At 35.6% G+C, this 23,990-nt stretch carries 21 protein-coding genes, 1 tRNA gene and 1 pseudogene; 9 read left to right on the forward strand and 14 right to left on the reverse strand.

Translation table 11 applies throughout. The features are described from left to right. Positions 1 to 5: 5 nt before the first annotated feature. From AC0L3Q_RS02230 to rseP, 11 genes are all read right to left on the reverse strand, one after another. The gene (locus tag AC0L3Q_RS02230; protein WP_473284734.1) at positions 6 to 668 is read right to left on the reverse strand and encodes a fibronectin type III domain-containing protein; all 663 of its coding nucleotides are present in this window, start codon (positions 666 to 668) and stop codon (positions 6 to 8) included. Positions 669 to 750: 82 nt separating this feature from the next. After that, entirely contained in the window at positions 751 to 1,635 is an 885-nt protein-coding gene (locus tag AC0L3Q_RS02235) for a fibronectin type III domain-containing protein (RefSeq protein WP_473284736.1), read from the reverse strand. 52 nt (positions 1,636 to 1,687) lie between these two features. Beyond that, positions 1,688 to 1,987, reverse strand: coding sequence for a hypothetical protein (locus AC0L3Q_RS02240; RefSeq protein WP_473284738.1), 300 nt, complete (start codon positions 1,985 to 1,987; stop codon positions 1,688 to 1,690). A 14-nt stretch (positions 1,988 to 2,001) separates the two neighbouring features. Continuing rightward, positions 2,002 to 6,567: a hypothetical protein gene (locus tag AC0L3Q_RS02245; protein WP_473284740.1), complete on the reverse strand. Its 4,566-nt coding sequence runs from the start codon at positions 6,565 to 6,567 to the stop codon at positions 2,002 to 2,004. Between the two features lie 654 nt (positions 6,568 to 7,221). Then, complete coding sequence (locus AC0L3Q_RS02250; protein ID WP_473284742.1) at positions 7,222 to 8,889, reverse strand: tetratricopeptide repeat protein; 1,668 nt, start codon at positions 8,887 to 8,889, stop codon at positions 7,222 to 7,224. A gap of 138 nt (positions 8,890 to 9,027) precedes the next feature. Beyond that, a complete protein-coding gene (locus AC0L3Q_RS02255) occupies positions 9,028 to 9,582 on the reverse strand; it encodes a helix-turn-helix domain-containing protein (protein ID WP_473284744.1) in 555 nt (184 codons plus the stop codon). A gap of 26 nt (positions 9,583 to 9,608) precedes the next feature. Beyond that, on the reverse strand, positions 9,609 to 10,640 hold the full coding sequence (locus AC0L3Q_RS02260) for a tetratricopeptide repeat protein (protein WP_473284746.1): 1,032 nt from the start codon (positions 10,638 to 10,640) through the stop codon (positions 9,609 to 9,611). A 110-nt stretch (positions 10,641 to 10,750) separates the two neighbouring features. Further along, a complete protein-coding gene (locus tag AC0L3Q_RS02265; protein WP_473284748.1) occupies positions 10,751 to 11,167 on the reverse strand; it encodes a hypothetical protein in 417 nt (138 codons plus the stop codon). 660 nt (positions 11,168 to 11,827) lie between these two features. After that, entirely contained in the window at positions 11,828 to 12,016 is a 189-nt protein-coding gene (locus AC0L3Q_RS02270) for a hypothetical protein (RefSeq protein ID WP_473284750.1), read from the reverse strand. A 5-nt stretch (positions 12,017 to 12,021) separates the two neighbouring features. Then, positions 12,022 to 12,095: transfer RNA gene (locus tag AC0L3Q_RS02275), tRNA-Asn, on the reverse strand. A gap of 91 nt (positions 12,096 to 12,186) precedes the next feature. After that, entirely contained in the window at positions 12,187 to 13,509 is a 1,323-nt protein-coding gene (gene rseP, locus AC0L3Q_RS02280; protein WP_473284752.1) for an RIP metalloprotease RseP, read from the reverse strand. Between the two features lie 156 nt (positions 13,510 to 13,665). On the opposite strand from rseP, the gene AC0L3Q_RS02285 reads away from it, so the two are divergent. From AC0L3Q_RS02285 to AC0L3Q_RS02300, 4 genes and pseudogenes are all read left to right on the forward strand, one after another. Next, positions 13,666 to 14,343, forward strand: coding sequence for an SCO family protein (locus AC0L3Q_RS02285; RefSeq protein ID WP_473287039.1), 678 nt, complete (start codon positions 13,666 to 13,668; stop codon positions 14,341 to 14,343). 93 nt (positions 14,344 to 14,436) lie between these two features. After that, positions 14,437 to 14,664, forward strand: coding sequence for a FeoA family protein (locus AC0L3Q_RS02290; RefSeq protein ID WP_073320079.1), 228 nt, complete (start codon positions 14,437 to 14,439; stop codon positions 14,662 to 14,664). A gap of 15 nt (positions 14,665 to 14,679) precedes the next feature. Then, a pseudogene (gene feoB, locus AC0L3Q_RS02295) lies at positions 14,680 to 16,775 on the forward strand (ferrous iron transport protein B). A gap of 39 nt (positions 16,776 to 16,814) precedes the next feature. Next, positions 16,815 to 16,967, forward strand: coding sequence for a hypothetical protein (locus AC0L3Q_RS02300; protein ID WP_473284754.1), 153 nt, complete (start codon positions 16,815 to 16,817; stop codon positions 16,965 to 16,967). Here AC0L3Q_RS02300 and AC0L3Q_RS02305 read toward each other — a convergent pair. Then, positions 16,964 to 17,890, reverse strand: coding sequence for a DMT family transporter (locus AC0L3Q_RS02305; RefSeq protein ID WP_473284756.1), 927 nt, complete (start codon positions 17,888 to 17,890; stop codon positions 16,964 to 16,966). The two genes, AC0L3Q_RS02300 and AC0L3Q_RS02305, sit on opposite strands and share 4 nt — an antisense overlap. 45 nt (positions 17,891 to 17,935) lie before the next feature. Further along, positions 17,936 to 18,355 carry a hypothetical protein gene (locus tag AC0L3Q_RS02310; protein ID WP_473284758.1) on the reverse strand — a complete coding sequence of 140 codons (420 nt, stop codon included), beginning with the start codon at positions 18,353 to 18,355 and terminating at the stop codon, positions 17,936 to 17,938. Positions 18,356 to 18,452: 97 nt separating this feature from the next. On the opposite strand from AC0L3Q_RS02310, the gene crtD reads away from it, so the two are divergent. From crtD to AC0L3Q_RS02325, 3 genes are read left to right on the forward strand one after another with little or no spacing between them, the layout of a single operon-like run. Then, a complete protein-coding gene (gene crtD / locus AC0L3Q_RS02315) occupies positions 18,453 to 19,934 on the forward strand; it encodes a 1-hydroxycarotenoid 3,4-desaturase CrtD (RefSeq protein WP_473284760.1) in 1,482 nt (493 codons plus the stop codon). Then, positions 19,931 to 20,566 (forward strand): carotenoid biosynthesis protein, encoded by a 636-nt coding sequence (locus AC0L3Q_RS02320; protein WP_473284762.1) that lies wholly within the window; start codon positions 19,931 to 19,933, stop codon positions 20,564 to 20,566. Before crtD ends, AC0L3Q_RS02320 begins: the two co-directional genes overlap by 4 nt. Continuing rightward, complete coding sequence (locus AC0L3Q_RS02325) at positions 20,567 to 21,706, forward strand: lycopene cyclase family protein (RefSeq protein WP_473284764.1); 1,140 nt, start codon at positions 20,567 to 20,569, stop codon at positions 21,704 to 21,706. A 3-nt stretch (positions 21,707 to 21,709) separates the two neighbouring features. On the opposite strand, the gene AC0L3Q_RS02330 is transcribed toward AC0L3Q_RS02325, so the two are convergent. Then, a complete protein-coding gene (locus tag AC0L3Q_RS02330) occupies positions 21,710 to 22,441 on the reverse strand; it encodes a TerB family tellurite resistance protein (RefSeq protein WP_473284766.1) in 732 nt (243 codons plus the stop codon). A gap of 215 nt (positions 22,442 to 22,656) precedes the next feature. Here AC0L3Q_RS02330 and AC0L3Q_RS02335 point away from each other — a divergent pair, with 215 nt between their 5' ends. Both AC0L3Q_RS02335 and AC0L3Q_RS02340 read left to right on the forward strand, forming a co-directional pair. Beyond that, entirely contained in the window at positions 22,657 to 23,067 is a 411-nt protein-coding gene (locus AC0L3Q_RS02335) for a BrxA/BrxB family bacilliredoxin (protein ID WP_073320105.1), read from the forward strand. A gap of 174 nt (positions 23,068 to 23,241) precedes the next feature. Further along, entirely contained in the window at positions 23,242 to 23,982 is a 741-nt protein-coding gene (locus AC0L3Q_RS02340) for a lysophospholipid acyltransferase family protein (protein ID WP_473284769.1), read from the forward strand. The last annotated feature ends 8 nt before the right edge of the window (positions 23,983 to 23,990 follow it).

Genomic DNA, 23,990 nt, shown 5'->3' on the forward strand with positions numbered 1-23,990 from the left:
TGATCCTAGAACCTGTTTCCATAAAACTGGATCTTCTTCTTTTTTGATTTGTAAATCAAAATCTGAGCAATATCTTTTGATATGTTTCTCCAGTTCAAATTGATTTTATTATTGGCTCTATCTGCAATAGCAGAAAACCCTTTTATCATGTCAGGGACTGTGTTTTTATATACTACAGTAACTGGTGTTGAAGCTTCTGATATCAGACCTCCATTATCTTTTGCGAAAATGGCATATCTATATTTTGTATGTGATTTAAGTTTAGTGTCGGTAAAAGAAGTCTCAGTTTTTGTAGTCAATAGTAGTTCCCATCCCTTTCCCGATTCTTCAGTATTTTGCCTGTATAATTGATGTGATTCTACGTCTGAACTACTACTTCTAATCCATTCTAAATAGATTCCATTAGTATTTATTTTATAATCAACAAATGTTGGAGAAGAAGGAGGAATCACATCTGGTTTCTCAAGTTTTATTTTTTCGGAATAGTCAGACATATTAAAACGTCTATCTACCGCGACAACTTGATAAAAAACCTCGTGATTTAAGGATTTGATTTGTACAGTATCCCGAAAAACAGCTCTTTCTACAGGAGCAATGGTAATTTGCGAAACCTCTTCGTTTGCCAAATTCCCTCTAAAAATCCGATATCCCAAAATATCTTTCTCCATATTTGGTTGCCATTGCAACGTAACAATACCTAAGGAATCTATTGTTCCTTCAAGACCTATTGGGGGGTTGGAGGAGTTTCATCTATAGTTTGAACAAAAGCTGAGAGGGATTCTTTTTTTGGTTGTTTTTTCCTATTGCAGTAATCGTAAAATAATTAGATGGTGCTAGTTTTTGATATCTGGTTTTTCTGGAATTAGGCAAAAGGTCCTTATCCACAATTGTATAAGGACCTTTTTTATTCATAGACCAATTCAATTCAAACCTTAATATATCGCCTTCTACTGCTTTTGGAAACTCCCATTCGATCAGTACAGTGTTTGTGTCTTCTAATGTATAGTTTACAATATGAGGTATAGCAGTCAATTTTTTGATTCCCTCTGCAGAAACTACCTCTGAGGGTAAACTCTCCTCTCCAAAAGGAGAAATACCTTTCACTCTGTAGTAATATTTTTTATTGTTTACAGAAAGAGTATCAACATATTGCATTCTTTGTCTCTCACTTTCAGATGTTCTGCTTAGATTAACCAGCGGAATGTCTTCTAATTGAGTAAAATCAATTCCATTTTCAGATTTTTCTACATAATACGTTGTAAATAAAGATTTGAACATTTCGTATTCCCAAGTTAATAGGATCGTTTTATCATCTGGTATTGCTATAAGATCTATAGGGGCAGGTAAGGGTTCTGGCTGCAAAGATTTCACAACTACCGAACCCGAATGTATTTTTAACAAGTTTTCTGGTATAACAGCGGATATTCTATACAGATATTCTTCATTATCAGAGATTGATCTATCTTCATAACCTAATGCTGCCATTTTTGCTCCTTCAAAATTCATATCGGCAGCAAAAAGTGCAAACGAAAATCGTTGTTCTGCTTCTTTGGATTTGTTAATGATTTGAGCCATCGCGCCTTCATCTTCCATACCTTCCACCTCAAAATTTTCTCCAAATAAGGCCTGTGCCAAAATTGCCGCATAGTCGTTGTTTTCAGCTAGGGTTTGCCATTCTTCTAAAGGCTCAGGAATTAACGGGGCAGATGTAAGTATTTTTTTCAGGAGGCGAAACTAATATTCCGTTTCTTGAAACAGTATATCGTTCAATCTGATATCCATAGGTATTGGCTTTCATCCAAGCAGAAGGTGATGTAGGAGCCCATCTCAATAAAATCTTGTTATTTTGAACACGAGCTATTACCTGTATCGTTGGATCTTGATCCGCATCTTGAGTGAATGCAGAAAGAGATACTACGAACAGAATAAAAAGACAGATAAATCTTTTTAATGAATTTGATGATAAAGCCCCTTTAATATGATACATTTTTATTAATTTTTCTACGGTCTTAGTGAAAGAGGATTTTTAAATTTATAATTTGAAGAACTACCTAACCTGCCTCCGGGGAGTATATACTGTAGCTTTACAGTATATTTGCCAAAGGACATTAATTTGTAATCCTCTGTCATTATTGCAAGCTCTGGAGCATTACTATTTAATAACCCATTGGCGTAATCGTTAATAACCCTATCTCGAATACTTATATAATCTTGATAGTAAGCGTCAGGAAGATTATAGCGATAAGGGAATCGCGTAGTTAACCAATTAATATTAGTGTTGTTTTCTAGACTAGTTACGTAATTGCTTAGGAGGGGTAATGCTCTCTTAGGTCGAAAACCTAAAATTTCAGGATTTCTGTTAATGCTATATTTACCGCCTAACGGAAATTTTTGATATAAAATAGGATCAATATCCTCTTTAAAATAAACATCCTTCAGATCCGATTCAACAGTTACCAATGCTTTGTTTTCTGTATATTTAGTCCCTTTTAGTTCTACAAGATCAAACCCTTCGTGCGGATTAATTTTGGAAGAGAGAAAAATTACATTTGATGAGATTTTACCCCAATTATTCTCCTCGATATCAATATCTTTTATCTTATCTGCAAAAGTTCTGTAGCTACTGGACTGAAAACTATATGCCAATCGTTCAATTTCACCTTCTTTTAAAACATTCTGAGCTGTATTTCTTTGGATTTCTATAGTGTTCCCATCTTCAAAATTTTGTTGTTCTGTAGCCGTTTGATTTTGATTGCTGGTAGCGTTGGATTTAGAGGAACTTACAACTACTATTTCATAAAATTCATCTGTGTCAATATTGGGTAAATCATAATATAACTCATTAGTGGCATTATTATAAGACGGATCTGTTTTTAAAGTTTTACCTTGTTGATTTGTGAGCTTTACGGTACTCTTCCATTTTTCATTTTCAAAAAGATAATCTTGACCTTGTTTTAATTTTATATATGCTTTTCCATATTCATTTTTGTAAAAATGTTTTTGATCTACAACTGGATATGAATATTGAATATTATGTAGAGGGATATGATCAGGAGCTGTTCCCGTTGTAAAGTTGCGCTCTTCTGTTTCTAAAGCTTTTTTACCATTCTCCATTATTGGCTTGAAAACACCTCCGATTTTTTCTTGGAAACTTACTTCTACTGTAGCTTTTAGCTTTGTATTTGGAGGAAATATATCTTCTGGAATAAAAGTAACGCGATCGCTACCTGCCCCCCAATCTAGAGTACCCCCGATTTTCTCTTGGGCTTCATTTGTAACCGTAAACTTTTCTAGGATTACTTTATAAGTCTTATCTCCATCATCTTCAGGAATTACAATTGGTTGATTTACTTTTAATGCAAATGTAGCTTGTGGAGAGGTAAATACATCTACTTCTTGTTCATCCTTAGTTGGAGAAACATCGGTGATCATTTTGATACCATCAATAGGTGATTCATCCTCAAAATCACATTTTTTACCTATAGTCACTCTAAACCTAAAACGGCCACTGACTAATCCTCCTAGAACATCAAAATCTCCAGACATATATCCTCGCATCCAGAATGGGTTTGGCAGTTTTGCTTGCATCAATACAGCAGTTCCTCCTTTAAAAATCCGAACTTTCTTCTTTTTGAAAAATAGTTTTACTCGAATACCTAGTTCTCCTTGCAAATATGCATAGGCCTGACCATTGGTATACCATCCATTGATCCCTACTTTTTTTCCAGTATTTGAACAACGCGCTTCGCCATAGTTTTTCATCATCAAATCAAAGCCTATTCCGGCTCGTAAGCGAGCATAAAACATTAGGAATCTAATATCTCCGGTATCCACATGTAAATCTGAACCAAAGGCAAAGCCGCGTCCTTTTCCTAAAGCATTTTCATCTCGCATATAATCCAACGAACTGGCTTCGACACCAAGAATTTCTGCTACAACTGCAGGTGGAGGAGGGCTTCCCGGGATTTTAGATCCTGTCATAAAATATCCTCCTACCTTGACAGAGATAGGACCAATACCCATTTTGAGCCCTATGCGATCTTTAGGGGTCCCCAGGTACAGATACCAATCTTCTTTATCAACATATATTTCACCCCATCCGGCTCTTCCATCTGTTCCTCTCCCTTGTAACACATCTCCTATATTAACGTACAAGTCGGTTACAGCATGGAAGGCGTCATTTGCGAAATCAAATTCAATCCCTATATAACCACTGATAGCTCCATCACTTATTTTGGTATTCGAAGGATATTCTTCGGTAGCTTTGTCAAAAAAAGTTTTGGTGACTTTATGATCTTCTATTTGATTTATAACCTCATAATCAACAATTTTGGCTAAATTATCTTGAAGTTTCCTCATGGGATTAGGGAAATCAAAATCATCCATCAGTTGGGCTTCTCCGTAAAAACCTAGTCTATTTACACCGCCCCTTTTATTAAACTCAATTTCGAAACCTGCAGCTATAGACACTGTTCCCGGATCAGCTATAGATCCAAAAGTCATAGCCTTGACACCAAGCCCAGATGTATCATTGGGGATATACGATAATCCAGAAGGTGCAAATACTTTTTCTGTGCCGGCTCCTCTAGTCATTCGATAGAATGCTCCTCCTGCAAAACCATTAATTTCGAAGGGAGCCACAACTGGTATTTTAAAACCGTGAATTGCTCCATCTACATACCAATACCTAAATTCTTTTTTCCCGAAAACAGCAGTGGATCGAATTGGACCAATATCACCAAATGTAGCTTCTACATCACCCGAAAAACCATTACCATAAATACTGTCTTGATCTCTGATGTATAGCTCGCCATCAAATGCTACTGCACCTAAATTAACATCCAATTTAATGGCAGAATATGTTATACCGTCGTATTTCCAATTTTGTACTCCTTCTGAATTATCATTCTTTCCAACGATTCCTAAACGTGTTGAAGAAGAGAAACCTTTATCGGATTCTCCCATTAGATTGATCATGAGGTCAAAGTCCAACTGTGCATTACTGTCGTTTGCACTCAATTCAATATCACTAATAGAAACAGGAAAACCAGCTAGCTCTACTTTGTCCTTATATCCAAAATAATCAACCGAAATTAGAGGTGTCTCGGTTTGTAATGTTAATCCTCTAAATTCAATCCCTTTGAATTTCACAACATCGTTACTTCCTTCAATTTCTTTACCCTCATCGGCTAAAGATTTTTTCTGGCTAGCAGAGATGGCCATTCTTCCATTTAAAACAGCCTTAGGTTTGAATTCTTCGTCTACAACGGCTAATTCAATCCTTGAGTCTTCTAGTAATTCTGCTTTAGCACTAAATAGATCAAAGTCAATTGTTTTCCCTGTTGTTACAGACATCATGAATTCTTCTTCAGAGATAAGACCTTTATATTTTAGTCCTATTTTAGTATTCTGGGCACTGTCCTGCTGAATTTCTTTAGTTTCCTTGTCAGAAATAGGGAGAATTAATTGTCCTTCGAATCCAGCCCCGGTTAATTGATTTGATACCAACTCAATACTCATTTTATCCACAGAGTAAGCCCATCCATCAGTTTCAGATGTAATTCCAGAATCTAAAGGGATAAGATTATTCACAGAAAAGAGTCCCGAAACACCATGACTGTCAAGCAAGAGATTTGCTGCTTCAAAAGATACCCGTTTTTTACCTGCTTCTGTTCTACTTTTAAATGCTTTGGGCAGTCCAACTTCTAGTGATTCTACATATATCCCTTTCCAGACATTTTTATTAATCAACCAACCGTTATCTATATATTGTTGGGGGAAGACCACATTCTCAGTTCGTAAATCACTTAGATCTAAAATGGCTTTGTTTGCAGAAAAAGTAAATCTATCAGTTTGATCGGCTATTACGAATGGAGTAAGGTCGACCTCAATAATAAAATCATTCCAAGCTGTAGCCAGCGCTGTAAATTCTCCTTTTACTCTGTTTGGAACCTGTATGATTTCTTTCAACGCCCCTTCATATGGAATAGTTTCTCTAGTATCCAGATCCCCATTTTTGTCTAGAGGTAATACTATATTTCTGGAAAATTGAACTTCACCCTCAATTTGCATTTCTTCAACTCCTTCACAACTAATTTTGATATAAGTTCGGTTTTCAGTGGCACTGGTTTCATAATCAAAACCTCCTTTAAGCATTAATAGCCAGTTACCAGCTCCAAATGGGATAAACATATCTCCCAATAAAACGAGATCACCACCTTCGTATATACCTCCTTTATGCGAAAGCTTTACATTGTTTGCTCCAAAAAACAGCTCTACCGGTAATCCGTCCTTATCAGTTTGTGGTAAAATAACTTTGGCAAATACCAATAACTCAGTATAATCTTTGGTAAAACTGGCTTTCATAAAACCAATTTGATATTCTATTTCATTGATTTTATGTTTAATTCCTACAGGTAATACTTGGATATCTTCTGTCCCAAATGACGATATCCATTTTCCTGTGCTATCAATTTCTCTAAAGCCCTCAATAGCTTCTGATTTAGCATCATTAACCGTGTCGGGCATTTCGTAAATCTCTTTTCTTAGGTCATCATACCTATGCATCTGATGGTTGAAAGGGAATTTGTTATCTAACTCGGGAAATTGAAAGAATGAAGTGACAGACTCTTTCGGATTTATTGAATTAGCTGACTGACTTTTTTCACCGATAGCGTATCTCCGGGAGATCCGTAGCAAAATATCGTTACAAGAAATAATATGAAGGTTTTAAGCAGTATTATTTTCATGAGTTTTTTCGATTTGTATGAAAGCGTTTTTGAAGATTAAAGATTTCTAATCGTCAAAAACTGTGGTCACTAACATATACCAAATGAAAAATAATTAGGTTTTATTTGGAGCGCTAGAACAGGCAATTTAGTTATGAATTTCAGTAAAAACGGTTCAAATTATAATTTGGCACCTCTTATTTTTTAAGTGTTAAGATGTTAATTACCAAATCTTTAAATGTTTGATTTCTAGTCAAGGAGTAATGTGGAAGATTAATACCTCTAAATAGCTGTATGCCAGTAATTGTTGAAGAAAATAGCTTTTCTTCTAATGATTGTGTTTTTGTTACAGGAAGGGAATGTCACGTTTTCTAATTCTAATAGTTTTTATCCGGTATGATAATTATAGTTTCCTCTTTAGAAATTTATCTATTACTCCATTGGTAAGGATAAACAATAGTGAACAAAGAACTTTTATTTTCTAGATAGGGGATTACTCTCCAATAGAGAAAGCGTTTTTTTTATGAAACTCCGAAGGAGTAAGCCCAACTAATTTTTTAAAAACTCTATTAAAAGAAGTCTTACTTGGAAATCCGGCTTCATATCCTATGGCTAAGACTTTATAGTTTTTATATTTTGGGTCTTGCATTAATTTTTTTGCGGTATCTACTCTGTAGATATTGATAAAGTTGTTGAAATTCTTCTGAAAGCATACATTTAGCATTTCGGAAAAAAGATGTACACTCATGCTGAGTTGATCTGCAATATCTGATTGTTTGATCTCGTGGTCTAAAAATGGCTTTTCTTTATCCATATAGTTTAAGATAAGTTCCATATACTTTTGCTGATCCTTTACAGAAATTGAAGATTTTTTGGTTTGTGATTTTTGTTTGTCCTTTTCAAAAGTTCCTTGTTTTTGTATCTGTTCAGCAAGAGCGTTAAGTTTATCTCTTAGTACTCCATTTTCATTTTCTAATAGTATTTTAATATCCTTTAATTGTGATGACTCTTCAGTTAATTTTCTTCTTTTGTTTTGATAGATTATTGAAGATATAATTAAAAGAATAATCAAAACAATTCCCGAAAAAATGAAAACTTGTTTTTCTTTTATCAAGGAAAGTATGGATTTCTTTTGCTCAGAAATAATGTCAGATTTTAATTCAGATTCTTTTGCTAACTTTAATTGTTGAGCTTTTGATAATGTTTTAAAATATCTCTCTCTAGTTTCTGTGTAGGCCTTTTGCTCTCGAAGAGAACTTTTGATGCTATCTAATGCTTCATAGGTTTTTGTTAGATATTCATGAGATTCCATTTGGATATTCAAAAAACTTCCTTTAATCGCCAAATCGCGGGCAATTTTTAATTTTTTAAGAGCTTGGACCGGTTGGTCAGACAAATAATAAGAAATACCCATCACGCAATTGGCTGAGGCCTCAAGCTCGATGGATTCATTATGATCCATTCTATCCAAGGCTCTTTGACTATTTTCTATAGCTTGTTCATATTTCCCTAGGTGGCGTTGACATTCTGAGATATTTATCAAAGCACCTATAATTCTATCATTTCTGTTCATTTTTTCAGCAAGATCTTTTGCCTTGTACATATATTTTAAGGCTTCGTGATAATTACCTTGATTAAGATTTGCTGTTCCTAAGGAATTATATGCTGAAATAATGAAGTTATCTGGATTTTCTTGATACTTCGCAAGCTCTATTACTTTTTGCATAGAACTTTTAACTTTTTCGTAATTTTCTATACTGTTGTAGAGGTTTCCTAAGTTAACTTGTACTAGAATTCTTGAAAATGAATTTTCGGGGAGAGAATTACTAAGTTTTTCTGCTTCAAGATATTTAGCCAATGATTTTTCGTACTGATCTACTTGCTGATGATAAATAGCCAGATACGTTAATGCAGAAACTTGATCTTCCTTTAATTCATTAGCTTCTGCAATTAAAAATATGATTTGACCATACTTTTGAAATGCTTCTAAATCTCCAGCTCTATGTGACTTGCTTAATAATTGTCTGTATTTTGCAATACTATCTTTTGGAGAATTGACTTTTTGACCATATACATCAAAGTCTGTTTCCGTTTGATTTTGGGCAAATAGAGTAGAGACTGTGGTAAGTACGTAAATAATTAGAAATGGGAGCTTTTTCATGTTATTTAACCTCAAAAAGATTACTTACGGTAAAAATAAATCAAAAATGTTACTTTAGGAAAAGCATTTCTTTGTCCTGAAGTAATAAACCTTTGTAAAACCGATTATAGTTAAGACAAAAAAAGTTGAAATTCTCATTTATAATGCAATTTCATCGCTCTGTTTATTTCGATATTCTGAAGGGGTTTGGCCTACCAAATTTTTGAAGACACGATTGAATGAAGTTTTACTAGGAAAACCAGCTTCATAACCTATAGCTAGAATTTTATATTGGGAGTATGCAGGGTCTTTAATGAGTTGTTTAGCTTTATCCACACGATATAAGTTCATAAAATTATTAAAGTTCTTTTCAAAGCATACGTTTAATATTTCAGAAAAGAGATGTATTGTCATGCCGAGTTTTTCGGCAAGAAGGGATTGATTCATTTCATGATCCAGATAAGGTTGTTCTTTTTCCATATAATCTAATATCAAACTCACATATTTCTCCTGTTCTTCTTTAGATAGAGAGGTTTTTTTAGCATTGTTTTTCTCATTTCCGTTGATGCCGCTAGTAGATTTTTGTTGTGCTATCTTCAGAATCTTTTGTTTAAGGGCTTCATTCTCATTTTGTAATAATTCTCGATCCTCCTTTAATTGATTTGCTTCAAACTCTGCTTGTTTCTTATTTTTCCTGTAAACAAACAATATCACTAGTAATGTAACAGCGATACTAATTCCTATCCAAATTGATGTCCATTTAAATGAGTTTTCTCTTTTAGAAGTACTTCTGTATCTGCCAACTCCTGCTCTACATCTAATCGTTTTGCTTTAGAAAGAGTTTGTAAGTATTTTTCCTTAGCATTGATGTAGCCTTTCTGTTCCATATTAGCTTTTTTTAAGTTTCCCTGTTTTTCGAAAACTATAGTTAGCTGCTTATGTGTTAACATTTGGACTTTTAAAAACTGATTGGTAATAGCAACTCCTTTAGCCATTTGTAAAGGTGAAATGGCTTCATTGTATTTTTCAAGCCCTACTAGAGAAGCTCCTAATAGATAGTTATTTAATGCTCTAAGTTCTATAGATGGGACTGTTGAATGAAATGTTTGAGCTTGTTTACTATACGCTAATGCTTGTTCATATTGATTTAGTTTTAAATAGTTTTCGATCATGCCATTTAGGGCGTTTAGGATAATATCATCACGTTTTAATTCTTCTCCTATCGCTTTGGCTTTTTCCAAGTATTTCAAAGAAAGTGTGAAGTTTTTGTTTCCAGAAACAGCATCAGATAGGCCGGTGTAAGCGGCCATTCTATAAATGTCTGGTCCATTGAAGTCTTCAATGTATTTTAAAGCTTTATCAAAAGATTCTTTTGCTTTTTTGTGATATCCTATCTGATTATATACATGTCCAAGATTTATAAGAATAACGGTTTGTTTTTTATAACTATCAGGAATATCTTCAGAGATTTCCAGGGCTTTTGAATAATAGGTCATTGCCTCATCGTAAGCATCAGTTTTCTTATAGTAAACCCCTAATCTTGTTAGTGCATCAATTTCGTGCTCTTTAAGCTGATTTGCTCGAGCAATGGTTAAAATAGAATCTGTATATAATTTGAAATTTTTATAATTTCCAGCATCATAAGTATCACTTTGCAACCGTGTTAAACGCTCAATCTCTGTTTTGGGAGTTATATTATGCTTTTCTTTTTGAGAAAATACAGGGCTAAAAAGAAAAAGAATGAGGTAAAGATTAGCAACTAATTTTAACATTAGAACTATTTTTAAGGTAGTTGCAAATTAAGAATTTATTTTTTTGTTGAAGCTGTGTTCTTATTTTGAATTTAAATCTTAATTGAATCAGTTATTGACGATACTACAAGTTAATTATCCAATGTATTAACAATTAGTTCGGTATTTGATAGCATACAATTGGTAAATTTGGAGATGGGTACACTTAGCTCTTCTCCAGTGAAAGAATTTTTGGGATATGCTTCGTTGGTCAATTCTTCATATATGTTGTTCCTATCTGAGTTTTTACTACTGACTAAGGTTACTTTTTTTGCATCAATAGTTTTTATGATATATACATTCTTGGTAGTTGCTATCAAATCATCTGTATTTAATTTTTGGAGGATTTGTTTTTTCTTTTCTGCACTTTGTCCCATGAAGGATTCTTGGTATTGTTTAGTCGCTTTCAATTCATTTATAAAACCTACTGGGACCCCTATAAGAATAGCTAAGGCTATAACTCCAAAGCTGTAATAGCCCCACATAGGGATGTTATGGTTGCTCTTCATCCCTAAAGCAGCTGCTTTTATTTCCGGACTCCACAAACTTTTTTTTATTTTTTTACCTGTATCCTTACAAATCAATTGTGTTACTCTTTTAGGAAACAAAAAAAGAGAATTCGTACGTCGCGACGCATTAATTGAAGAAATACATCACTAGATACACAATTGTTGGATTCAAGTTGAAATATTCGTTCGTCGACAATGTATTCTGTTACTGATATAAACATAAAATGTTTGTTTTGATATGAAAAAATTGAATCAAAACTAACTTACTTTTTTAATAAAATGGTTCCAAATTATAATTTGGGGCTTATGATCATAAATATCCTGTTTACTAATGTCTATATCTATAAAATCTTTTGGAACAAAGATCATGCACGGGTGGGTCTCAATATTATGTAGCTATATGAGCATTAAAAACAATAAGGAAGAACTAGGAAGGTGATATTGGCAGTAAAAGGCTTTATAGGGGTCCCTAAAGCCTTTTGTAGAGCAAGTGTACAATGTGACTTTTTGTGAAGAGGTGAGTATTACCTCAAAATAATAGTTAAACAAATTATTAATTATTTGATAAATAAGGTGTTAACTACGTTGTAAAGATACAATAATTTGGATTAAACACATCAAAGGTAATTGTTTTTATGAATCTATAAAGATAGAATGAGTTTAGCACCCTTCAACAAGTTCAGGGTTAACTTCTCGCACCAAGATTGGGAAAATAAAAAAAGCTGCACTTTCGTACAGCTCTTTCATTTTTGCTCCCCCTCTTGGGCTCCCTTCAACAAGTTCAGGGTTAACTTCTCGCACCAAGATTGGGAAAATAAAAAAAGCTGCACTTTCGTACAGCTCTTTCATTTTTGCTCCCCCTCTTGGGCTCGAACCAAGGACCCTTTGATTAACAGTCAAATGCTCTAACCAACTGAGCTAAGGAGGAATTTATGTTTGCAAAGATACTTAGTATTTCTCTTTTGCGAGTGCAAATATATACTAATTTTTGATTCTCAAAAAGATTTTTTTAATTTTTATTATTTTCCTGTGATCGCTCTATAGATATCATTTCCGTTTGCAAATAATAATAAGGCGATAAGAATAATAAAACCAACAAGTTGGGCGTACTCCATAAATTTATCATTTGGTTTTCTTCCTGCAATAATTTCATACAGTAAAAACATCACATGTCCACCATCCAATGCAGGAATCGGTAAGATGTTCATAAAAGCCAAAATAATAGAAATAAAAGCGGTAGTACCCCAAAAGGCTTTCCAGTTCCAGGCATCAGGGAAAAGATTTCCGATAGCTCCAAAACCACCTACCTGGCTAGCTCCTTTTTTCGTAAATACATATTTAAACTGGGCAATGTAATCGTGTAATGTCCAATATCCAAAATCAAAACCTGCAGAGATACTTTCGGTAAAGGAATATTGTCTTTTCTGGATTTCAAAATTTGCTTTAGGATATACCCCAACCACGCCTTCTTCGTTTGGAGTCACCATTACGGTTTGTTCTGCTCCGTTTCTTAGATAAGTTATCTTTAATGCTGAATTAGTAGTATCCGCTCTTTTCAATCGATTAAAATCGTTCCAATAGACTACGTTTTGATCATTTAGGCTTAAGATGCGATCTCCTTTTAATAATCCTGCTTTATCTGCCGGAGTATCTGCTACTACACTATCCAATACAGGTTCAGCAATAGGGGAGAATGGGCGTAGTACTCCAGATTCAAACATCGTCGTTCCGATATCTTCAGGAATAGACAATGTTTCTTTTTGTCCATTTTGGTGCATTACGGTGATGTTTTCTACATCCCTCATAAACAGATAATGGTTGATTTGGATCACATCTTCCAGCGTTTCGCCATTTACTTCCATCACGCGATCCCCATCTTTGAACCCTAACTCTTTAAACGAATCTGCTACGGCAAATCCTTGTGGTAAGTCATCAAATCCTACATGATTGGTACCCCATGTAAAAATGATGGCCATATAGATCAAAAATCCAAGGATGATATTTACAGTAACTCCACCTAGCATAATGATCAATCGTTGCCAAGCCGGTTTGGATCTAAACTCCCAAGGTTGAGGTGGTCCAGCCATTTGCTCTTTGTCCATGCTCTCATCGATCATCCCGGCGATCTTTACATAACCACCCAAAGGCAACCAACCGATACCATAAACGGTCTCACCAATTTTTTTCTTGAAGAGCGCAAATTTCACATCAAAAAAGAGGAAAAATTTCTCTACTCGGGTTTTAAATAATTTGGCAGGTATAAAATGCCCTAGCTCGTGCAAAACGATTAGGATCGATAAACTCAGTAGTAACTGAATGGCTTTTACAAAAAATGGACTCATTAGGTCGTATTCAAAATTTAATCACGCAAAAGTAACCTTTTAAGAGGTATATAAAAAAAATCTACCCTCGATATCACCAGATTTAGTATTTTTTTAATGAAAAAGAAAACACAAATACAGGATAATCCTCGTATTTTTGCAGCCAGAAAAATGAGTATGCTTCAGTTTTTTTCAAAGTATAAGTTTTTTGCCGTAGTACTCTTCATACTATCTGCAATAATCATTAGTATCATTTATACCATTCTTAAACCCACAAGAACACTACAGGTATACGCTCCGGAAATGGTAAATACCGAACTGGTTGATAGTACGGTGCAATATGTGCGCAAGTATCATAAGATCGCCGATTTCAAATTGACCAATCAAAACGGAAAAACCATTACTCAAGAGGATTACAAAGATCGTATTTATGTAGCTGATTTTTTCTTTACCACCTGCCAAACCATTTGCCCGATTATGACAGGGCATATGAAAGAGATTCAGGATCGGCTTAAAGATGATCATGAGGTATTGTTATTATCGCACAGTGTCACTCCCAAAATTGACAGCGTAGCCCGATTAAAAAAATACGCTATAGAAAAGGGAGTAGACGATAGCAAATGGAATCTGGTAACAGGAGACAAAAAACAGATTTATGACCTGGCTCGCAAATCCTATCTAGCGGCCAAGTCAGATGGTGATGGTGGCCCCTACGATATGGTGCATACCGAGAATTTTGTATTGGTAGATAAAAAGAAACGCATACGAGGGTTTTATGATGGTACCAATCCAGAAGAAATTGATCGCTTGATCGAAGATATTAAAGTATTAAAGCAAGAAAACCCCTCAGAATAGGCCACTTTCTCCCTTTTATTTTGAAGAATTTAGCATTTGTACTAGGTTTTTTTCCGTACTTTTGCCTAGTTTAAAATTAATCTAAATAAGCTTTTGAAGACTACTATTGCCCATCTTAAGAAAGGTCAGCGAGCCTTGATTAAGGAGATTCCCACCGATGTGATACCGTTAAAATTATTAGAAATGGGATGTCTTCCGGGTAACGAGGTACAGTTACTACAAACAGCTCCTTTTAGTTGTCCAATGTATCTCAACATCAATGGCAGCCATCTTGCAATTCGCAGAGAAGTGGCAGCAGAAATCGAAGTTCAAATTTTATAAAGGTAGTTTCTTTTTATGGCTAAGCAGATTAAAGTTTCATTAATAGGAAACCCAAATACAGGAAAAACTTCGGTTTTTAATTTACTTACAGGACTCAATCAACAGGTAGGGAATTATCCCGGGATAACGGTAGAAAAAAAGAAGGGATTTGCAAACTTTCCAGAGGAGTAAAAGCCCATATTTTGGACTTACCGGGTACTTATAGCTTAAATGCATCTTCACTAGACGAAAATGTAGTGATCGAGTTATTACTCAATAAAAAAGATAAAGATTTTCCAGATGTGGCCGTGGTGGTTACTGACGTCGAAAACCTTAAAAGAAACTTATTGCTGTTTACACAGATCAAAGATTTGGAGATTCCTACCATTTTGGTAATCAATATGGCTGATCGTATGCAGCGAAGAGGAATTTCTTTGGATATTCCACGGTTAGAAAAAGAATTGAATACCAAAATAGCTTTGGTAAGTGCCAGAAAAAAGCAAGGAATCGATGAGTTAAAAAAAATGATCGAATCCTATGCATCTTTGCCTAAATCCCCTTGTGTAGATGCGCTTACTTTTGCGCCAGATTATTTTGAAAGATTACAACAAGCGTTCCCTAACCAGTCTCTGTATAAACTTTGGTTGGTGATTACTCAGGATGTCAATTTCAGAAAAGTAGATAAACAAGAATTGGATATCTCTCCGGATTTTCAGATTAAATCTGAAAGTGAACTCAAACGACTACAGCAAAAGGAAACGATCAAACGCTACCAGTTTATCAATAATGTACTTAAAGAAGGAGTTACTGTAGACGAAAAAGCGGCCACCGGACTTAGAGAACGATTAGACAGAGTACTTACTCATAAGTTTTGGGGTTATTTTATTTTCTTCGGAATTCTATTATTGATTTTTCAGGCCATTTATGACTGGTCGTCCTATCCCATGGATTTGATCGATGAAGGATTTGCATGGCTTAGTGAAGCTACCAAATCGGTATTACCCGCCGGACCGTTTGTGGATCTGATTACGGATGGGATCATACCAGGGTTAGGAGGGATCGTGATTTTTATCCCGCAGATTGCATTTTTATTTCTATTTATCTCTATTCTCGAAGAAAGTGGCTATATGAGCCGTGTAGTATTTTTGATGGATAGAGGAATGCGCAGATTTGGATTAAGTGGAAAAAGTGTAGTGCCTTTAGTATCGGGAACGGCATGTGCAATTCCTGCAGTAATGGCTACCCGAAATATAGAAAGTTGGAAAGAACGACTGATAACGATCTTGGTAGTACCGTTTACTACTTGTTCTGCCAGATTACCGGTGTATTTAATCATTATCGCATTGGTGATCCCAGACGAAAAGGTAGGATGGATTTTTGGATATCAAAGTCTTACCTTGATGTTCCTTTATTTTTTAGGTTTTGGTGCTGCTGTAGGAGCGGCCTGGATACTGAATAAAGTGCTCAAAATAAAAAGCAAATCGTATTTCGTGATCGAAATGCCAGGATACAAAGTACCACTGTTTAAAAATGTAATTTTTAACGTGATCGAAAAGACCAAAGCATTTGTATTTGGAGCAGGAAAAATCATCTTGGCGATCTCGATTATTTTGTGGGTATTGGCAAGCTTTGGCCCTAATGAGAAATTTAATAAAGCCGAAGAGATTGTTACTGCTACGCATAGTGATCTTTCTGGTGAAGAACTTGAAAACGAAATCGTGTCTTACAAATTAGAGCATTCGTTTATTGGGTATGCCGGAAAAGGAATAGAACCCATCGTTGCTCCTTTAGGATATGACTGGAAAATAGGAATAGGGATCATCAGTTCTTTTGCGGCCAGAGAAGTGTTTGTAGGGACATTGGCTACGATCTACAGTGTAGGGAGCGATGAAGAAGAAACCATCAAAAATCGAATGGCTGCCGAAGTACATGAAAAAACAGGAAGACCAGTGTTTAATTTTGCTAGTGGAATATCTCTGTTATTGTTTTATGCTTTTGCGATGCAATGTATGAGTACGTTGGCGATCGTAAAAAGGGAAACCAACGGTTGGAGATGGCCTACTATTCAGCTGTTTTTTATGAGTGGATTGGCTTATGTTGTAGCATTGATTGCGTATCAAATTTTAAAATAAATCACTTAAGGTTTCGTATCTTTATACGACCTATTTTATATGAATATTATTATCCAAAACATATTAGTTCTTCTGGTATTTGCGGTTGCAGTAGGATTTTTGATCAAAAAATTCTTTTGGAAACCATCCTGGTCTTCAGCTAAGAAAAAGAATAAAGGTGCTTGTGGTGATGGTGGTTGTGGCTGCCATTAATTTTTAGACTTTCTTTTCCAAGGTAAAGGGCCACTGCTAATCAAGTAGACTCCCATAAAAATAAGGATACAACAAAGTAATTTTGAGATGGTAATATCTCCTTGGTACTGGCTATCTACGACCAAATACGACACTAATGCAACCAAAATCATAGCCACAGCAGGTTGCACATAGATATAACTACTAGATACCGTTGGTTTTACGTACTGCAAAGCAAACATGTTGAGCAAGTAAGCAAGAAAGGTGGGGCCAACCACAACATAGATCAGTGATATCCAATTGGTAAATTCAAAAGCAGCAAAGTTAGTGTTTAGTAAGGGAGAAATGCACAACGGGAACATGAATATAAACCCAAACAAAAAGGTCCAAATGATCACGGTAACTGGTTTGTATTTGGACATCATGGGTTTTACAATCACCAGATAAAAAGCAAAAGCCAGGGCGTTGATGGCAATAAAAATATTTCCTTTAATCGATCCCGTACCCAACCCAGAATTTCCTAAGTAGATAAGTAATATAGCACCCAATCCTCCTATAGTAATCCCGAGCACGCGTCTCGAGGTAAAAGGCTCTTTTAGTAAAAAACGGCTTATAATCACTGTGTAAATAGGCATAGCGGTTATGATAATGGCAGCGTCTACCGGAGAGGTAAGACTTAAACCATTCATCGAAAAGTACTGATTGGTGGCCACTCCCAAAAAACCACATAATGCCAATCTAGGAATATCTTTTCGATCGACCGATTCCTTGATAAATGCTTTCAGAATAAAAAATAAAAGTCCAGCTCCCGCTATACGAAGAAATACCAATGCAGAGGCTTCCATTTTATTAGGCATCAACCCTTTGGCGATTAAATAATTGGCACCATAAACAATATTTACACTTAATAAGGCAATATGAGCCTTTCCAGTATTAGAAATCATACAGTGCGAATAATAAAAGGGTTGACGACATTATTGTTTAGCTGTTTATTTGATGATCAATTCTAGATAATAGTTTTCTTTGGGGATGGGTTGTTGATTGGCAGGGTATGGATTAATTGTATATGCATAAACCGTTTTATCTTCATGGGTCATAACTACCTCTTGTTTTTTGGGATTGATGTTCATCTTGCCAAAAATCAATTCCTTCGTTTCTAGTAGCTTTCCATTTTCATAGATTTCAATCTGCACTTTTGCCTGCCCTTCCCACATACAAGATACTCCTGTTGGGCATCTTGAATCCTCCATAACTTCTACAAATTTGATGCTCTTTGAGTCGAATTCAATCAAGGATCCTAACTTCAGTTTACTAATGATTTTTGGAGACTCAGTGTTAGTCGAATCTTGTGCGGATAACGATACCTGAAATAGTAGGATTATTAACGGAAAAATAATGGATTTGATCATAACAGCTACAACACGTGTTAAAGATATATAAAAAATGAAATGCCTATGCGGTAAAAGACCCTAATATTACGGAATTTTGAGTGATCGTCATAAATTTATGGAAAGAGAAAAAGCGATAATAATAGGTGCTGGCATTGCTGGTTTGGCAACAGCAATTCGACTGCAAAGTGCAAATTTTGATGTCGAGGTTTTCGAAACCAATCCAAGTGCAGGAGGTAAATTGGCAGAAATTCGAGAAAAAGGTTATCGTTTTGATTGTGGTCCGTCCTTGTTTACAATGCCTCAGTTTATAGAAGAATTATTTACGGTATCCAGCAAACCCATGTCGGCATATTTCTCTTATGTAAAAAAAGAGACCGTTTGTAACTACTTCTATGAGGATGATACCCGATTTACGGCACATGCCGATATTAATAAATTTGCAACGTCTGCTGCCGAAGCTTTTGAGGTCGAAGCTCAAACTATCAAAGATTATTTTGATCGTAGTAAAAAGAAATTTGATCTAACGTCTTCTTTATTTCTTGAGAAATCCCTCCATAAATTAGATACCTATTTGTCAGCAGATACGATAAAGGCAATAACTCATGTTGGACAGCTGGAAATAGGTGCAACGTTGCATAAAGTGAATTCAAAAAGATTTAGGGATCGGAGATTGGTTCAGTTTTTTGATCGTTTTGCCACCTACAATGGGTCTAATCCATACAAAACTCCCGGAATCATGTCTATGATCCCGCATTTGGAACAATACTATGGTACCTTTTTCCCAGAAGGAGGAATGTATAGCATAGCTCATAGTCTATATCGTCTGGCTCAAGACTTGGGAGTGGTGTTTAATTTCAATACAAAAGTTACGCAAATAGCTGTTGCAAATAATAGTGCAGAAGGAGTTTATGTTGGGGAGAAACGTATTGATGCTGATGTGGTAGTTTCTAATATGGATATAGTTCCTACATATCGAAAGTTACTTCCTGATTGTAAAGCTCCAGAAAAAACATTACAACAACCACGATCGAGTTCGGCATTAATATTTTATTGGGGAATCAAAGGAACATTCCCAGAATTGGATCTTCACAATATATTTTTTAGCGAAAATTACAAGGAAGAGTTCGATTGTATTTTTACCAGGAAAGAAGTTGGTGACGATCCGACGGTATACATTAATATAACTTCAAAAAATGAGCCCAATGATGCACCAGAGGGGTGCGAAAATTGGTTTGTAATGATTAATGTTCCTGGCAATGAGGGACAAGATTGGGATGGTATCATCACAACGGCCAAAAAGAATATTTTGCAGAAACTCTCCAGAATTTTGCAGAGAGATATTGAGCAAATCATCGAGACCGAGTCTATTTTGGATCCACGTGCTATCGAAGAAAGAACACAATCCTATCAAGGGTCTTTGTACGGCTCGTCTAGTAATAACAAATACGCAGCTTTTTTAAGGCATCCTAACTTTTCTCAACAGATCAAGAAACTGTATTTCTGTGGTGGGAGTGTACACCCAGGAGGAGGGATCCCCTTATGCCTGTTATCCGGAAAGATAGTCGCAGAACTCATTTCAAAAGACACTAAAAAATGATAAGAATAGCCCCAAATAGAAAACTTAGATATTCCATCGTTGTTGTTTGGTTATTTACTATCTCCGGGATTTTAGGAATTCTTATGGGGTATGAAACATGGTTTTTATCGCTGACCTGGCTGCATTTGTCGATATACCTTTTTTTAATTCTTTGGAATGCTGATTTTAATCTGAAATTGATATATGCGTTGTGTATTCCTTTTGGTATTGGTATGATTGCCGAAATTATTGGTGTCAATACCGGATTGATTTTCGGAGTATACGAGTATGGTAAAAACCTAGGCCCAAAAGTGTATGGTGTACCTTGGATGATAGGGGTTAATTGGGCTATCTTAACGTATTGTTGTGCCGCTTTGGCAAAAAAAATAGTTGATCCTATTTTGGTTTCGTCAATATTAGGGACTGTAATCATGGTGTTGCTGGATGTGGTCATGGAGTTCTCGGCGCCTAGATTTGATTTTTGGGAATTTGAAGGAGGAATTGCTCCATTTCAAAATTATGTGGGTTGGTTGGTAACGGCATGTATTGTTCAGTTCTTATTTCAAAAAATGGTGAACATGTTTCGTTTCACGATCTCGGTACATATTTTTATTGCTATATTGGTCTTCTTTTCCATTTTCATATTGTTCTGAATGCAAAAATATGATTACATCATCACGGGTATGGGAGCATCTGGCCTTATGTTTGCCTATAGGTTAGTGTCTGAACCTTATTTTGATGATCATTCCATATTACTAATCGATAAAGTTTCCAAAGATCAAAATGATCGTACCTGGTGTTATTGGGACCTCAAGGATGGAGATTGGGATGCTATATTGCACAAAAGGTGGGATAATATCTATTTCGGAAGTACTACCTACAAAGAACACACAGCTATTTTGCCATATCAATACAAGATGATCCAAGGGAAGGATTTCTATGATTTTATCTTAAAAAAAGTAGCTTCAAAAGCCAATGTAAGTATTGTCAAAGAGACCCTTGTTGCATTGAATGAAAAAGGATCTTATGCAGAAGTTGTTACTGATCAGGCCACCTATCAGGCAGGTAAAGTATTCAATAGCGTTATTCTATCTGATGCATATAAAAAGCAAAAGCAGTTTCCCTTATTGAATCAGCATTTTTTGGGTTGGTTTATTAAAACCGAAACAGATATTTTTGATGATCAGGAAGCCACTTTTATGGACTTTACGGTAGATCAAAAAGGGAATACCCGATTTATGTATGTACTGCCTACTTCAAAACGAGAAGCTTTGTTTGAGTATACCTTGTTTTCTGAAGATTTGTTAGAAGAAAAAGAGTACGAAGAAGCTATCATAAGCTATTTAGATAGCAAAGGAATAAAGAACTATCAAATTGTAGACAAAGAAAAGGGCTGCATCCCGATGACTTCGTATGAATTCAAGAAATCCAATAGCATTAATATCATCCATATGGGCACCGCTGGAGGATGGACCAAGGCAAGTACAGGATACACCTTTGCGATTTCTTCAAAAAAGACGAAACGATTGGTAGCCTATATCAAAAGCAATACAGACCTATCAAAATTTGAAAAAAGAACTCGATTTTGGTATTATGACCTGTTGTTTTTGGATGTGTTGCACAAAAATAATGGGTTAGGACACCGATTGTTCTCCATATTATTTAAGAAAAATGACAGTCGTAAAATTCTAAAATTTCTGGATGAGGAAACTACCTTTTGGGAAGAAATCAAAATTACCACCAGTTTGCCAAATCTATTGTTTTTGAAAGCCCTATGGAGAAGATTGTTTTAAAATCTAACTAATACCACGTTCTTTTTTGATGGCGTCATAAGCTTTTTGAACCTCTCTGAACTTTTCTTCGGCCCCTTTCTTATACACTTCATCCATATGCTGCAATTTGTCGGGATGATACTTTTTTGCCATGGTTCTATAGGCCTTTTTTACTTCAGAATCAGTAGCTGTTTTTTCGATTTCAAGAATCTTGTACGCATGATCTCCTGTTTTGAAAAACATCGCTTTAATACTTTCAAAATCCCGAACATTGATTCTTAAGAAACCAGCTATTTTCTGTATTTCTGAAGCTTCAGACGAACTGATGCTGCCATCGGCATTGGCAATCCCAAATAAAAAATGAAGAATTTGTAATCGCGAAGGATAGCGAGTATGCTGATTAATATACATGCATATTCGTGGAGCGGACACCTCCCTTTTTTTAATGATTTCATTAAATGTTCTAAAGGTGGCATTGGCTCGTTCTTTCCCATAGGCACTTACAAAATAGCGGCGCACATAATCCAATTCGGTTTGATTGACTCTTCCGTCTGCCTTAATCACGATAGAAGAGAGTGATAAAAGATTCAATTCGAAATCGGCGGGTGTGACTTTAGGTTGATCAGAAAAAACCGTTTTGAAATCACCTTTACCAATAGAGGTAGTATCCAAAAGGCTTCCTAATATAAACCCAAGAACGGCTCCGGGAAACCTAAAAAATATATACCCTAATAAGGTGGCAAGCCATTTGATCATTCCGTTGCAATTTTTGAGCGGTAAAGATAATCCTAATTATCTAAAACCTGATTTATTCTATTACAATATTGGTCCACACTTATGATTTTTTGTTACTCATTATCAAGGAATATTGTTGAGGAATTGATCAATTACCGACTACATGTCAGGTAACCATATGTGGTACATAATTTGTACCTTTGTATAGAAATGTAAACAAAAAAATAAAAAGAAATATGTATCCAGCAGATTTAGTAAAACCAATGCGCGAAGATTTGACCAATATTGGTTTTGAAGAATTACACACAGTAGAGGCGGTAGAGACAGCAATGGCAAAAGAAGGGACAACATTGGTAGTTGTAAACTCTGTTTGTGGTTGTGCTGCTGCAAATGCGCGTCCGGGAGCAAAAGCTTCTTTAAATAATGATAAAAAACCAGATAATCTGGTAACCGTATTTGCCGGTGTAGACAGAGAGGCAACAGACAAAGCCAGAGGGTTTATGGTTCCATTTCCACCATCTTCTCCTTCTATGGCATTATTTAAAAATGGAGAATTGGTGCACATGTTAGAGCGTCACCATATCGAAGGAAGACCTGCAGAAATGATTGCAGAAAACTTAATGGACGCATACAACGAGCATTGCTAAAAATACCGTGCAAAATAAGATTAAAAACCGCTCTGTCATGTAGGGCGGTTTTTTTATTTTTTGAGCACAATAATTTAGTCTGTTAAACAGTTGCTCAACTAAAAATAATATCAGACATTGCACCGTCCTAACAGATACAAGTAATGGTCTTTAGGCATTCACACAATAATAAAAATGGAATTGATCAAAAAGATACTGTCTTATCCGTTAAGCGTATTGTTTTACCTATTTTTCGGGCTTACTTTGGTGGTGTTTCATCCACTGCAATGGATTGCCGTTCGTATTGGTCCTAGAGCTCACCGAAGAATGGTAAACCTCATGAATTTATGCCTTTTAGGTTGTTTGATGATTTTGGGAGTGAGATTTAGCTATCGTAACAAGCAAAACCTACCCAAGGATAAAGAAAAAATCATTGTTTCGAATCATCAAAGCATGTTCGACATTCCTTTGATCATCTGGTTTATGCGAGCACACAAAACCAAGTTCATTTCTAAGATAGAATTAGGCAAAGGAATCCCAAGTATTTCATTTAACCTTCGTCATGGGGGTAATGCGTTGATCGATAGAAAAAATCCAAAACAATCGATTCCAGAGTTGACAAGATTTGCCAAGTTTGTGGCAGAAAATAAGTTTGCTGCGGTTATTTTTCCTGAAGGAACCCGCAGTAGAACTGGGAAACCAAAGAAGTTTGCAGAAACCGGACTCAAGATGTTATTCAAATATGCACCAGAGGCGTTGGTGGTTCCTGTAACGATCAACAACAGCTGGAAACTGGTACGATTCGGAAATTTCCCCATGGGAGTTGGCATTCACCTAACCCTGGATGTTCATGAACCCCTCCCAGTAGATCGCAAAAATGTTGCAGAGGTGATTGCAACTGTAGAAGAACGAGTAACCCAAGGAGTAAGAACATAATACACTTA

Source organism: Aquimarina sp. KJ22-3 (assembly GCF_055808215.1).

Bases quoted from the DNA above. Each gene is read 5' to 3' on its own strand.
- AC0L3Q_RS02230 (WP_473284734.1), bottom strand. From the start codon at position 668: ATGGAGAAAGATATTTTGGGATATCGGATTTTTAGAGGGAATTTGGCA.
- AC0L3Q_RS02240 (WP_473284738.1), bottom strand. From the start codon at position 1,987: ATGTATCATATTAAAGGGGCTTTATCATCAAATTCATTAAAAAGATTT.
- AC0L3Q_RS02245 (WP_473284740.1), bottom strand. From the start codon at position 6,567: ATGCATAGGTATGATGACCTAAGAAAAGAGATTTACGAAATGCCCGAC.
- AC0L3Q_RS02250 (WP_473284742.1), bottom strand. From the start codon at position 8,889: ATGAAAAAGCTCCCATTTCTAATTATTTACGTACTTACCACAGTCTCT.
- AC0L3Q_RS02260 (WP_473284746.1), bottom strand. From the start codon at position 10,640: ATGTTAAAATTAGTTGCTAATCTTTACCTCATTCTTTTTCTTTTTAGC.
- AC0L3Q_RS02265 (WP_473284748.1), bottom strand. From the start codon at position 11,167: ATGAAGAGCAACCATAACATCCCTATGTGGGGCTATTACAGCTTTGGA.
- AC0L3Q_RS02270 (WP_473284750.1), bottom strand. From the start codon at position 12,016: ATGAAAGAGCTGTACGAAAGTGCAGCTTTTTTTATTTTCCCAATCTTG.
- rseP (WP_473284752.1), bottom strand. From the start codon at position 13,509: ATGAGTCCATTTTTTGTAAAAGCCATTCAGTTACTACTGAGTTTATCG.
- AC0L3Q_RS02285 (WP_473287039.1), top strand. From the start codon at position 13,666: ATGCTTCAGTTTTTTTCAAAGTATAAGTTTTTTGCCGTAGTACTCTTC.
- AC0L3Q_RS02300 (WP_473284754.1), top strand. From the start codon at position 16,815: ATGAATATTATTATCCAAAACATATTAGTTCTTCTGGTATTTGCGGTT.
- AC0L3Q_RS02305 (WP_473284756.1), bottom strand. From the start codon at position 17,890: ATGATTTCTAATACTGGAAAGGCTCATATTGCCTTATTAAGTGTAAAT.
- AC0L3Q_RS02310 (WP_473284758.1), bottom strand. From the start codon at position 18,355: ATGATCAAATCCATTATTTTTCCGTTAATAATCCTACTATTTCAGGTA.
- crtD (WP_473284760.1), top strand. From the start codon at position 18,453: ATGGAAAGAGAAAAAGCGATAATAATAGGTGCTGGCATTGCTGGTTTG.
- AC0L3Q_RS02320 (WP_473284762.1), top strand. From the start codon at position 19,931: ATGATAAGAATAGCCCCAAATAGAAAACTTAGATATTCCATCGTTGTT.
- AC0L3Q_RS02325 (WP_473284764.1), top strand. From the start codon at position 20,567: ATGCAAAAATATGATTACATCATCACGGGTATGGGAGCATCTGGCCTT.
- AC0L3Q_RS02330 (WP_473284766.1), bottom strand. From the start codon at position 22,441: ATGATCAAATGGCTTGCCACCTTATTAGGGTATATATTTTTTAGGTTT.
- AC0L3Q_RS02335 (WP_073320105.1), top strand. From the start codon at position 22,657: ATGTATCCAGCAGATTTAGTAAAACCAATGCGCGAAGATTTGACCAAT.
- AC0L3Q_RS02340 (WP_473284769.1), top strand. From the start codon at position 23,242: ATGGAATTGATCAAAAAGATACTGTCTTATCCGTTAAGCGTATTGTTT.